General features: G+C 43.6%; 12 protein-coding genes. All 12 read right to left on the bottom strand.

Going from position 1 to position 13,047, the window contains the following annotated elements; genetic code table 11:
• Positions 1-10: 10 nt before the first annotated feature.
• The 12 genes from NQ550_RS09320 to NQ550_RS09265 all read right to left on the bottom strand — a co-directional run bounded on the left by NQ550_RS09320 (position 11) and on the right by NQ550_RS09265 (position 13,044).
• The gene (locus tag NQ550_RS09320) at positions 11-1,882 is read right to left on the bottom strand and encodes an NADH-quinone oxidoreductase subunit NuoF (RefSeq protein ID WP_022380689.1); all 1,872 of its coding nucleotides are present in this window, start codon (positions 1,880-1,882) and stop codon (positions 11-13) included.
• Entirely contained in the window at positions 1,879-2,358 is a 480-nt protein-coding gene (locus tag NQ550_RS09315) for a complex I 24 kDa subunit family protein (RefSeq protein ID WP_008703034.1), read from the bottom strand. Before NQ550_RS09315 ends, NQ550_RS09320 begins: the two co-directional genes overlap by 4 nt.
• Before the next feature lie 323 nt (positions 2,359-2,681).
• Positions 2,682-3,383, bottom strand: a complete 702-nt coding sequence (locus NQ550_RS09310) for a YoaK family protein (protein WP_025576998.1) — start codon at positions 3,381-3,383, stop codon at positions 2,682-2,684.
• Positions 3,384-3,705: 322 nt separating this feature from the next.
• Positions 3,706-4,272: a Fe-S-containing hydro-lyase gene (locus NQ550_RS09305; RefSeq protein WP_022380686.1), complete on the bottom strand. Its 567-nt coding sequence runs from the start codon at positions 4,270-4,272 to the stop codon at positions 3,706-3,708.
• A gap of 1 nt (position 4,273) precedes the next feature.
• On the bottom strand, positions 4,274-5,116 hold the full coding sequence (locus NQ550_RS09300; RefSeq protein WP_025576997.1) for a fumarate hydratase: 843 nt from the start codon (positions 5,114-5,116) through the stop codon (positions 4,274-4,276).
• 170 nt (positions 5,117-5,286) lie between these two features.
• On the bottom strand, positions 5,287-6,900 hold the full coding sequence (locus NQ550_RS09295) for an FAD-dependent oxidoreductase (protein WP_025576996.1): 1,614 nt from the start codon (positions 6,898-6,900) through the stop codon (positions 5,287-5,289).
• A 14-nt stretch (positions 6,901-6,914) separates the two neighbouring features.
• On the bottom strand, positions 6,915-7,592 hold the full coding sequence (locus tag NQ550_RS09290) for a 2Fe-2S iron-sulfur cluster-binding protein (RefSeq protein WP_008703029.1): 678 nt from the start codon (positions 7,590-7,592) through the stop codon (positions 6,915-6,917).
• Positions 7,593-7,770: 178 nt separating this feature from the next.
• On the bottom strand, positions 7,771-8,625 hold the full coding sequence (locus NQ550_RS09285) for an FAD/NAD(P)-binding protein (RefSeq protein ID WP_022380684.1): 855 nt from the start codon (positions 8,623-8,625) through the stop codon (positions 7,771-7,773).
• The gene (locus tag NQ550_RS09280; protein ID WP_008703028.1) at positions 8,625-9,656 is read right to left on the bottom strand and encodes a 4Fe-4S dicluster domain-containing protein; all 1,032 of its coding nucleotides are present in this window, start codon (positions 9,654-9,656) and stop codon (positions 8,625-8,627) included. The genes NQ550_RS09285 and NQ550_RS09280 overlap by 1 nt, the downstream gene beginning before the upstream one ends.
• A 3-nt stretch (positions 9,657-9,659) precedes the next feature.
• A complete protein-coding gene (locus NQ550_RS09275) occupies positions 9,660-10,634 on the bottom strand; it encodes a 4Fe-4S dicluster domain-containing protein (protein ID WP_022380682.1) in 975 nt (324 codons plus the stop codon).
• Positions 10,622-11,065, bottom strand: coding sequence for a hydrogenase iron-sulfur subunit (locus NQ550_RS09270; protein WP_008703025.1), 444 nt, complete (start codon positions 11,063-11,065; stop codon positions 10,622-10,624). The genes NQ550_RS09275 and NQ550_RS09270 overlap by 13 nt, the downstream gene beginning before the upstream one ends.
• The gene (locus NQ550_RS09265) at positions 11,056-13,044 is read right to left on the bottom strand and encodes a CoB--CoM heterodisulfide reductase iron-sulfur subunit A family protein (protein WP_022380681.1); all 1,989 of its coding nucleotides are present in this window, start codon (positions 13,042-13,044) and stop codon (positions 11,056-11,058) included. Before NQ550_RS09265 ends, NQ550_RS09270 begins: the two co-directional genes overlap by 10 nt.
• Between the last annotated feature and the right edge of the window lie 3 nt (positions 13,045-13,047).

The raw sequence follows: 13,047 nt of genomic DNA, 5'->3' as shown, positions 1-13,047 counted from the left end.
ATCCTCCCTTCTATGCTTCCACATATACTGCATCAAAGTTACAGTTGTCCTTACATGCACCGCATTTGATACAGATGTCGTTATCAATGTGATATGGATGTTTAATCTTACCTGAGATTGCACCTGCCGGACAGTTCTTTGCACATTTACCGCAGCCGATACAGAACTCAGGGTTGATGTGGAACTGACGAAGAGCAGTACATACTTTTGCACGGCATTTCTTATCGCGGATATGTTCCTCATATTCATCGCGGAAGCGTTTGAGAGTACTAATAACAGGAAGAGGTGCACTCTTGCCAAGTCCGCACAGAGCCATGTTCTGAACCATATTTGCAAGCTCTTCCAGCTCATCCAGATCGGACATCTCACCCTTGCCATCTACGATCCTCTCCAGGATCTCCAGCATACGTTTGGTACCCTCACGGCATGGAACACATTTGCCACAGCTCTCACGCTGGGTGAAGTTCATAAAGAATCTGGCAACCTCAACCATACAGGTATTCTCGTCCATAACTACCAGACCACCGGATCCCATGATCGCATCTAATTTTTTGACAGAATCAAAGTCAAGAGGTGCATCCAACTGATCCAGGATCAGACATCCGCCGGACGGACCGCCGATCTGGACGCCCTTAAATGCGGCGCCACTCTTCAATCCACCGCCGATATCATAGATAATGTGGCGGAGTGTGGTTCCCATAGGAACCTCGATCAGACCGGTATTCTCGATAGAACCGGTCAGTGAGAAGGTTTTTGTTCCGGGGCTTCCCTCTGTACCGATGGTGCGGAACCAGTCTGCTCCCTGAAGAATAATCTTCGGTACATTAGCATAGGTTTCTACATTATTAAGAACTGTAGGCTTACCCCACAGACCTTTCTCTACTGTACGGGGCGGTTTTACACGAGGCATACCTCTGTTACCCTCGATAGATGCGGTAAGTGCCGAACCTTCTCCACATACGAAAGCTCCGGCACCTCTGTTGATATGTAAATGGAAGTTTACACCGGAATTTAAAATATTATCACCTAACAGGCCATATTTTTCTGCCTGTTCAATCGCCATCCTAAGTCTCTTTACAGAAAGAGGATACTCTGCACGAACATAAATATATCCATTCTCCGCACCGACTGCGTAGGCTGCAATAGTCATACCTTCGATCATCTTATATGGATCACCTTCCATGACGGAACCATCCATAAATGCACCGGGATCACCCTCATCACCATTACATACAACATAGCGGGTTTTCTCTGCCTGGCGTGCAACCTGAGACCATTTCTTGCCTGCCGGGAATCCTGCACCGCCACGACCGCGAAGCCCGGATTTAGTTACTTCATCAATAACTTCCTGCGGGGACATGCTTCCCATCACTTTTGCAAGTGCCTGATAGCCTCCCACAGCAATATACTCTTCGATAGATTCCGCATCGATTTTTCCGCAGTTTTCAAGAACGATACGTGTTTGTTGATTTAAGAAAGGAATATCATCAGGATGTGGACAGACTGTATTATTATCACGATAAAACAGTCTCTCTACAGGTTTCCCTTCCAATATAGTTCTCTCCACAATTTCCTTACAGTCTTCCGGCTGTACGTGAACATACTGATAATCATATGGTTCAATTCTCATCAGAGGTCCAAGTTCACATAAGCCCTGGCACCCTGTCTTGATCACGCCTACATGAGGCACATCCTTCTGCATTTCAACTGTTACTCCATCAATTCTCTCACAGAGTACTGACATCTCTTCATAAATCTTCTGCGCTCCGGATGCGATACATCCGGTACCTGAACAGACAAGAACGCGGCAGGTATAAGATTTAATCTGCTCATTTACTTCAGCCTGCTTATTTAACAGGTCTTCTTTACTCTTAATACTCATACGCACTCTCCTCTCAGTTTATTCAAAAGTTCTACAGCTTTCTCAGGAGTCATCTTCGGATGTACTTCATCATTGACAGTCAGTGTGGGGGCAAGTCCACATGCACCCAGACAGGATACTGTTTCTACGGTAAAAAGCATGTCATCTGTAGTGTGTTTCTTGTTGCTCAGTCCAAGTTCCTTCATCAAAGCCTCTTTTACAGGCATGGATTTTCTCACATGACAGGCTGTTCCGTCACACACTTTAATGACATATTTCCCTTTCGGCTCAAAAGAAAAATTCTCATAGAATGTGGCTACACTGTAGGCCTTGGCTTCTTTTACTCCGATTTCTTTCGCTACATAAGTCAGCAATTCTCCCGGCAGGTAACGATATTCCGCCTGAATATCCTGCATGATCGGAATCAGCGATGCTGCTGTACGTCCATAGTGCTCGATGATCTCATCCGCTTTTCTGTAATAAGACTGGTCTAACATTCGGTTCCCTCCTTAAATAGTAATTTTGATATATCGGTTTTAATATAGTACCGATATATCGATTCCCACGCAGCTTTAGTTATTTTCAACATATGTGTTGTTGATATTATACATTATATAGTTGTTTTGCACAATATCATTTTTGAAATTTTCTGAAATTAATTTATAACAATTTGTTATAGATGTATAGTATTCATAAATGTATATAAATGAAAAGCAATTTCTTTAACAGGGTTGTTAATTTAATAGCAATATCAAAACAAAAAAAGATCATTGAAAAGAATATTATCTTCTTCTCAATGACCTTTCTGGAAATGGCTGCATTATTTAATTTCATGTTCCTCATGGAAATGCTTATATTTTTCTATAAACATCAACAGAAAGCTGATCATAAGGAATCCACAGGAAACCCAGATCATTCTGATTCCATAGCGTATGGACAGATTTCCACCAATGCCGGCACCCAAGGCAAACATAAGGATGATTCCAAAATAATACATCGCCTGTTTTAGCTGTTTTGATTTTTTTTCACGAAAATAAACTGACAACGCAGCTGTACCACTGCGCAAATTACCGATACACATAGTACTTGCATAGGAATATCCGTTTACCTTGCGGAAGGACTGTACCTGCATTGCACAGGCGAAAGATGCCATGGCATTTGCCAGCATATTGTATTCGGTTGGCAGGAAACCTACTGTAAATAAGATCAGGATTTCTGCCAGCAGAACACCCTGTCTCCAGTGGAGCTTCTGCGCATATTTATAATTTGCCTGTATTTTCTCCGCAACCCATACGCCCAGTGCAAAGAAAATAATAGGAAAGAAGTATCCCAGTCCTGCTGTCAGTTCTCCTGCCATAAAGTGCTGGCTCATAAGAACGACGTTTCCTGTCTGTGCATTACAGAATACTTCGTTTCTTGCATTATAGGTGTAAGCATCCTGAAAACCTCCTGACAGTGCCAGGAATGCACTGTTTAAAAAGGCTTCCGACATTTGTATTTCGTGTTGATTATGATCTTTCATGATTTTCCCCGTTCAAGTTTATTTGCAGTTATCTCCTGTACGGATAACTGCCTTTATTCTTTTACCGTTTATTTTCAAACATTCGAAATCCGCTGCTTTACTGCGTAAATCGCTGCTTTCTCATGTTTGGCGGGTCCCTTTTTGACCCTGATTATCATGTTATACGTTTATAGGTCAAATGTAAAAGATATAATTCATATTATTGTATATATGATTTTTATATATTGGATACAATATATATATAATTTTGGCTATATAAAGCAACTTCCATATACTGTATGTCTACAGCATATGGAAGTTATTTTTTTATGTATCTGCAGAATTACTTATCTCCGTGTTCTTTGAGATATTCTGCTTTTCCCATCTCGTACAGATTATTGCCTTCTGAGTCAATGATGACTACAAGAGGCATATCCTCTACATACAATTTACGAAGTGCTTCTGCTCCCAGATCTTCATAGGCGATCAGTTCGGCCTTTTTGATGCATTTTGCAAGAAGCGCACCTGCACCGCCGATAGCTCCGAAGTATACACCATCATATTTCTTCATGGCGTCTACTACTTCCGGAAGGCGGGCACCTTTACCGATCATTCCTCTTGCTCCCACAGACATCATTGTGGGTGCATAGGCATCCATACGTCCGCTGGTTGTAGGGCCTGCGGAGCCGATGACTGCGCCTGGTTTTGCAGGAGTTGGTCCTACATAGTAGATGGTTGCATCTGTAGGATCAAATGGAATTTTCTCACCTTTTGCAAGGGCCTCACACATTCTCTTGTGTCCTGCATCACGTGATGTATAAATAGTACCTGTTAATAATACCTGATCACCTGCATGGAGAGTTCTTGCCAGCTCTCTAGTAAGTGGAAGCGTAATTTTCTTTCTTTCCATCTCAGATCACCTCCGATTTATGGCGGGTTACATGGCAGTTGATATTAACTGCACATGGCATACCTGCAATATGAGTCGGCATTGTTTCGATATTCAGGCCGATGGCTGTTGTCTTTCCGCCAAATCCCTGAGGTCCGATTCCAAGCTTGTTTACTTTTTCCAGCATTTCTTTCTCAAGATCAGCATAGAACGGATCCGGGTTCTGAGTATCCAGAGGTCTCATCAGTGCTTTCTTTGCAAGAAGTGCACATTTGTCAAAGGTTCCTCCGATACCAACTCCGACTACCATTGGCGGACATGGGTTGGGACCTGCGGTCTCTACTACTTCAAGGATAAAATCCTTGATTCCCTGTAATCCTGCAGATGGTTTGAACATACGGATCTGGCTCATGTTCTCACTTCCGAAGCCTTTGGGGCCTACTGTGATCTTTACCTGATCTCCGGGAACGATTTCTGTGTAGATCATAGCCGGTGTATTGTCGCCTGTGTTTCCACGGCGAACCGGATCCTTTACTACAGATTTTCTTAAATATCCCTTATCATATCCACGACGTACACCTTCATTGATGGCATCGTTCAGATTTCCCCCGACAAAATGTACATCCTGTCCGATTTCAAGGAATACACATGCCATTCCTGTATCCTGGCAGATCGGCACATTCTCATTATCTGCAATATCAAAATTCTCAATAATGTTGTCAAGGACACCCTTGGCAATCTCTCCGTCTTCGCATGCGCGGCATGTTTTGATGGCGCATTTTACGTCTTCCGGAAGATGTTCATTTGCTTCGATACAGAGTTTTTCGATGACATCTGTAAGTCTGCTTACTTCTACTTCACGCATTCTGGTAAGCTCCCTTCTCTATTTCTGGATATGCCATTAAGAAATGACATATTCCCTTTTTCATTATATCAAAGGTTTCCGGTAACGGCAATTTCCCGGCACCGATACCGGAACATTTTTATCGTATACTGGTTACAGTAACTTTTATATTCTGATTGTCTGACCTTTTATCAGCGCTGCTCGTGACGGGCATATTTTGGAAGCAGTAACGGAGATACTTTGTCAGTATGTAAATCTGCTTTGTCCAGTTCATCTGCATATTTGTAGATATGATCCAGGTTCATTTCACCAAGCTCTACATTCTTGCATTTTGCAGCTGCTTTTTTACCTGCATTTCTTCCGAATACGATAACATCCAGAAGAGAGTTACCCATCAGTCTGTTTCTTCCGTGGATTCCACCTGCGGCTTCTCCTGCAACTAACAGGTTTGGAATTTCTTTTGTGAATCCGTCTCCGTTAATCTCAAGACCACCGTTCTGGTAGTGAAGTGTCGGATAAATAACGATAGGAACTTTTCTCATATCAATGCCGTAGTTCATGTACATACGGAACATAGCCGGGATTCTCTTTTCGATGGTTCCTTCGCCACCGAGGATCTCGATCATCGGAGTGTCAAGCCATACACCTTTCAGTCCGCCTGGAACTTCTACGCCACGGCCTTCTTCGCATTCACGGATAACACCGGAAGCATTTACGTCACGGGTTTCAAGCGGATGAATATAAGCTTCTCCGTTTGCATTTACAAGCTGTGCACCAACGGAACGAACTTTTTCTGTTACCAGAGCACCCATGATCTGTGATGGATAGATTGCTCCTGTTGGATGGTACTGGATAGAATCCTGATAAAGAAGGGAAGCACCAGCTCTATATCCAAGTACAAGTCCGTCTGCAGTTGCGCCATAATGGTTAGATGTCGGGAATCCCTGATAATGCATTCTTCCTGCACCACCTGTTGCGATTACAACAGTTTTGGCTCTTGCAACAGAATAATCTCCTGTTTCCATGTTAAGAAGAACTGCACCTGCAACCTGTCCTTTTTCATCTTTCAGAAGTTCAACAGCTGAAGTAAATTCAACTACCGGAATCTTAAGATTCAGAACTTCATCTCTGATGGTACGCATGATCTCAGATCCAGAATAATCCTTTGCAGCATGCATTCTCTTTCTTGAAGTACCGCCGCCGTGTGTGGTAACCATGGTTCCGTCTTCTGCTTTATCAAATTCAACACCAAGGTCATTGAGCCATTTGATGGCATCCGGAGCTTCCATTACCAGTCTCTTTACCAGTTCCGGTTTTGCAGCAAAATGTCCGCCGCCGAAGCAATCCAGATAATGCTGTACAGGAGAATCGTTCTCTTTGTCAGCTGCCTGGATACCACCTTCAGCCATCATTGTATTGGCATCACCGATACGAAGCTTTGTAACGATCATAACGTCAGCACCTGCATTATGTGCTTCGATTGCACAGGAAGAACCTGCACCGCCGCCGCCGATTACAAGTACATCTACATCATAATCAATTTTTGTAAGGTCAATTTTTTCGTTGATCAGACGGCTTGTTGAATGAAGCATTTCTGCCAGTTCCAGAGGAGCTTTCTGTCCTTTGTTCGGTCCTACTTTGATTTCTGCAAACGCGTCTGGATTATAATCCGGATGGAATTTCTCAAGAAGAGCGTCTTTCTCTTCAGCTGTCAGACGTCTTGGCTCTGTTGCCATACGCTGTGCTCTTGTAGCCTCTACCTTTTTGATGGATTCCATCATATTTTCTGGATATGGTGCATACATGTTTTACGCCCTCCCTATTTCTCAATTTCTCTGTTGTTGTAAAGTTCCTGCATGTCTGTGATTGGTTTCTGCATGATCTGCTCGATCAGATCATCATATTTACCTTCGTGGATTTCTTCTACACGTTTCTCCAGATGTTCGCTCTTAGGCGCGATATATTTACCTGTGAGACGTCTTGCCAGAAGACCTACCATCGGATGGGAAATACCGGCCGGACATCTTACAGAACAGCATCCGCAGCTTACGCAGTCGAAGGATTCCTCTGCACATTTTTCAAGTTCGCCTCTCTGTGCATATGCGATGTACTGCATTACATTTAAGTCCTGAGTACATGCTTTTGTACAGGCATTACATCCGATACAGCTGTAGATTTCCGGATAGAGTTCCATCATTACCTGCTGATTCGGTTTCAGGTCTTCGATGTTGTAGAGTCTCTTATCTGTAGGGAAGAACGGGATGCTTGCTACATACATTCCTTCCTGTACCTGTGTCTGACAGGCAAGACATGTTTTCAGCTCGTTTTCACCTTTGATTCTGTAGATTGTTGCGCAGGCTCCGCAGAATCCGTGTCTGCAGCCGCATCCTCTCTTTAATGTATAACCGGCATATTCCATGGCAGTCATAATTGTAAGTTCTGCAGGTACGCTGTATTTCTTACCGAAAAAATATACGTTTACCATATTCTTTTCCATTTGAGATTACCAGTCCTTTCTATATATATCATCTGTCGTCAGCAGCACATACAAGCTCGAATCCGCTACGCTACTTCTCGCTTGAGGGCGTTCGCCCTACAGAATGTTCTGTGAAAGAATGCTTATATGCAAGCATGACGCATTCCTTCACATCACTTTCTGCACTGCTCATTGCTTATCAATATTCTGCAGGTAATTCATCAATCTCGTCGCATCTGAATACCGGACCGTCTTTGCAGACGTATTTGGAACCGATATTGCAACGGCCGCATTTACCGATACCGCATTTCATACGAAGCTCCAGAGTTGTGTAAACCTGTTCTCTGGAGAAGCCCAGTTCTTCCAGTCCTGCAAGAACGAACTTGATCATGATCGGCGGTCCGCAGACAAGTGCTGTTTTGTTTGTATCGAATCCAATCTCTTTCAGATAAGAAGGAACGAATCCAACGTGTCCGTCCCAGCCTTCCTGTTCACGGTCGATTGTCAGATAAACATTAACTCCCTCTGCTTTCATCCAGACTTCCTGGATTTCTTTTAACTGTACCAGGTCATCTGCGGAACGGGAACCATAGAGGATATCTACTGTTCCGTAATCTGCACGGTTATCCAGTACATAGTTGATAACAGAACGAAGAGGTGCAAGTCCGATACCACCTGCGATAAACAGAAGGTTTTTACCTTTTAATTTATCTTCTACAGGGAAATGATTTCCGTATGGTCCACGGACTGTGATCTCATCTCCAACCTGAAGGCTGTGGAGATAATCGGTCAGTGCACCGCACTTCTTGATACTGAATTCCTGATATTCTTTATTTGTAGGTGAAGAAGTAATGGAAAACATACCTTCACTTACACCTGGTGCGCAGACCATTGCACACTGGCCAGGCATATGTTCAAAAAGTTTTCCTCCTTCAGGAGCGTTTACACGGAATGTTTTAACATCCGGTGTCTCCTGACGGATATCTGTGATCACACCAACCTTCGGGATCAGTGTGTCTAATGTGTAGTTTTTATGGCAGGTACATTCGCTCATTATTTTTCACCTCCCTGATTTTCAAAAGCTTTGATGACTTTTACGATATTTAAGGATGATGGGCATTTCTCAACGCAGCGGCCGCATCCTACACATGAGAACATTCCATTGTTGTTTACCGGATAGTAAACAAGTTTATGCATGAATCTCTGACGGAAACGCTGCATCTGGCTGTTACGGTTATTTCCGTGTGCCATCATGGTAAAGTCAGAGTACATACAGGAATCCCAGCAACGGTAACGCTGTACGCCGTGTCCTGTGTCATAATCTTTGATATCATAGCACTGGCAGGTAGGGCATACAAATGTACAGGTACCACATGCCAGACATGGTTTATAAAGTTCTTCCCATACAGGAGAATTGAAACGATCCATGTAATCTTCCTGTCCCCATCCTTCCAGAGAAAGATTAGAGTACGGAAGCTTCTCTACGATTGCGCGGATCGCAGCTTTCTCTTCTTCTACTTTTGCTTCGTCAGCATCGTTGAGAAGTTCTGCAACTGCTTTTGTAAGGGCTTCCCCTTTCTCTGTAAGAGGTTTCCAGTAAAGCTCTCCCTCGATCATCCATGTTGCAACATCTGCAACAGGGTCTGCGCAGTCAATACCGAATACTTTACAGAAACAGCTTTCTTCCGGCTCATGGCATGCAAGTGCTACAATCGTACCATGATCTCTTCTGGCTGCATAGAAAGTATCGATCGGATCACTTAAGAATACGTTATCCAGTACTTTTACACCCTGGATATCGCAGGCTTTCATTCCGAACACAACAAAGTTCTTTTCCTGTAATGCCTGTGGCTCAATGGAGATATTCTTCTCCTCTTTCTTACAGGTGTAGAGGTTTTCACTCTGTGGAAAAAAAGCATCTTTTGGTGATTTTACAGTTTTTAAAGTATCAAGACAAACTTCTGCATCTTCGCTCCATGCTTTGAAGTTTACCTGATCACTGACTTTGACCGGTAAATATAAATCCTGATCTGCGGCAATCTTCTGGAATAATGCCTGCAGATTCTCTGCTGCTATCTTATACATACATTATCCCCTTTCTGCCACGATACTCGGCTCAACATCTTCAAATGTAAAGTTTGTAAGAGGTCCCTTGGATGTTGAATCCTCTCCTGCCTGATATTCACCATAGAATGTATCAATATCTTTGATAAATTTACGATTGAACAGGTGAAGCGGAATTCCCTGAGGACATACTCTGCTGCATTCGCCGCAGTCTGTACATCTTCCTGCCACATGGAATGCACGGATGATATGGAACATCTTCTCTTCGAAAGAGTCCACGTTTGCTTTCTGCGCACTGTCAAACTTATTGCTGTCGAATACACATTTACGGCAGCTGCATGCAGGACAGACATTACGGCAGGCATTGCAGCGGATACATTTGCTTAACTGGCTCTGGAAGAATGCAAATTTTTCTTCCGGGCTCATTGCTTCGATCTTCTCTACTTCTGCAAAACGATCTGCATCTTTTGTGTCTTTGGACTCACCGATAAGTTCATCATAAATCTTATGTTCTTTTCCTTTACATACGTGACATCTTTCAAGCATTGCATCTTTGTATGCACAGGTCTTCTCACCATAGATTGTCTGAATAGTCAGTGTTTCTGCCTCATCTGTGATCTCTGCACCGGAAATGCTTTCGATACCTTTGATTCCCTGTTTGCGGATTCTCTCGATATCCAGTTTTCCTTTACATCCAACACCAATGATATAAGCTTTCTCACGGTCTACACGATGCTCTTTGATCAGCTGATTAAAGCTGTATGTATCACATGGTTTTAAACAAACCAGTGTCTTGCCTTCCAGTTTGGAAGCTTCGATCATATATTTGCTTAAGTTTGCACCGCAGAATCCGTTATATACAAAATCTTTCAGAGATTCTTCTGTTTCAAAGTAAGCCGGTTCCGGATTGTAAGGCAGATCTCCGGCTTTCCATCCCAGAACTCTTGCAACTGTACCGTCAGCAAGCAGTTCTTTTGCACGATTTATCAGCTCCTGCATCTTAAATCCTCCAATCTTACGTTCTTACCGAGTGAATGGATCTTCTCTACAAACTCATTCATAGTCTGGGAGAATTTCACACCTTCAGCAGCGGAAACCCATTCTACTCGTGTTCTTCCGTTTTCCACACCGATGTAGTCGAGCATGGAGAAAAGAAGCGTCATACGTCTTCTTGCATAGTAGTTACCTGTGCTGTAATGACAGTCTCCAGGATGACATCCACACATGATCACACCGTCAGCACCTTTCTCAAAAGCACGGAGGATGAACATTGGATTGACACGGCAGGAACATGGAACACGGATGATCTTTACGTCAGCCGGGTAAGAAAGACGGCTGCTTCCTGCAAGGTCTGCACCTGCGTAACTACACCAGTTACAGCAGAATGCTACAATCTTAGGTCTGAATTCTTCGTTTGTTTCTATCGACATATTGCATCTACCTCCGCGATAATCTGTCTGTTGGAAAAGCCCTGCAGATCCATAGCACCAGACGGGCAGGCTACTGTACAAGCGCCGCATCCCTGGCAAAGTGCTGTATTTACAACGGCTACTCTTCTTGTTTCACGGATACCGTGGTCATTTACCTGTTTATCCTCATAGGAAATTGCTCCATATGGGCAGACATTTGCACATGTAGAACATCCGTTACATAACAGTTCATCGGATTTTGCTGTACATGGGTTGGTTGTCAGTTTATCTTTGGCAAGAAGGCCGATTGCCTTAACTGCTGCTGCGCCAGCCTGTGCAACTGTCTCCGGAATATCTTTCGGTCCCTGGCATACACCGGAAAGGAAGATACCTGCTGTAGGAGATTCTACAGGACGGAGTTTTGCATGGGCTTCTGTGAGGAAGTTGTTTGTATCAATACTTGCTGTAAGCATAGTAGCGATCTTACGAACATCCGGGTTCGGTTCAATGGCTGTTGCAAGAACGACCATATCTGCTTTCTTAAGGATTTGTTTGTTGTCGATCAGGTCAGATCCCTGTACAAGAAGGCTTCCGTCCGGCTGTGGAATAACTTTTCCTACCTGGCCTTTGATGTAGTTTACGCCGTACTGTTCTACGGCTCTTCTGTAGAACTCATCGAAGTTCTTACCAGGTGTACGCACATCAATATAGAAGACTGTTACATTTGTATCCGGATATTTATCACGGATCAGCATTGCATGTTTTGCTGTGTACATACAGCAGATCTTGGAACAGTATGGCTTTCCTCTGTCATCAGAACATCTGCTTCCCACACACTGGATAAATACCAGCTCTTTCGGAGCCTTTCCGTCGGAAAGACGCTCTAAGTGTCCTTTTGTAGGACCTGCTGCATTCATAATACGTTCCAGTTCCAGGGATGTAATAACATCTTTACTCTGGCTGTACGCATATTCATCATATTTGTCAAGTTTGATGGTATCAAAACCTGTAGCAACTACGATTGCACCGTATTTCTGTGTTACGATCTCATCCTGCTGATCGTAATCAATGGCTCCTGCCTGACATACTTTGGAGCAGACACCACATTTTCCTGTTTTAAATTTCAGACAGTTCTCACGGTCGATAACCGGAACATTCGGGATTGCCTGTGCAAATGGAGTGTAAATAGCAGTTCTGTTATTTAATCCTCTGTTAAATTCGTTCGGAATCTTCTTGGACGGACATTTTTCCTGGCAGACACCGCAGCCTGTACATTTGTCCATATTTACACTTCTTGCTTTCTTTCTGATATCAACGGTGAAATCACCTACGAAACCGCTGACATGTTCTACTTCACTGTATGTATAGATATTGATCTTCTCATGTGCTGCTGCCTCTACCATCTTAGGTGTGAGGATACATGCAGAACAGTCAAGTGTCGGGAATGTTTTATCAAGCTGTGACATTCTTCCACCGATACTTGGAGTCTTCTCTACGATATCTACTTCATATCCTGCATCTGCGATATCCAGGGCTGTCTGAATTCCGGCAATACCGCCGCCGATGATCAGGGCTCTCTTTGTAACACGGCTCTCCCCTGGCTGAAGAGGTGTGTTTAAGTTTACTTTTGCGATTGCTGCCCTGGCAAGGATCACGGCCTTCTTTGTAGCCTCTTCCATATCCTTGTGGATCCAGGAACAATGCTCACGGATATTTGCAATCTCCACCATGTATGGATTCAGGCCAGCTCTTTCAGCTGCTTTTCTGAATGTTGCCTCATGCATACGTGGAGAGCATGAACAGACAACAACGCCTGTCAGGTTTTTCTCTTTAATGGCTTCCTGAATTTTAGCCTGGCCTGCTTCTGAGCACATGTACTGGTAGTCTTCTGCATGAACGACACCCGGCTCTTTGGCAGCTAATTCAACAACTTTTTTTACATCTACCGTAGCGGCGATATTACTTCCGCAATGACAGACAAATACACCAATTCTCTGCACGCT

The organism is Blautia wexlerae DSM 19850, from assembly GCF_025148125.1.
GTDB classification, from domain to species: Bacteria; Bacillota; Clostridia; order Lachnospirales; family Lachnospiraceae; genus Blautia_A; species Blautia_A wexlerae.
Note: the sequence above shows the minus strand (reverse complement) of the source record. Positions and strands in the feature narration are given on the sequence as shown.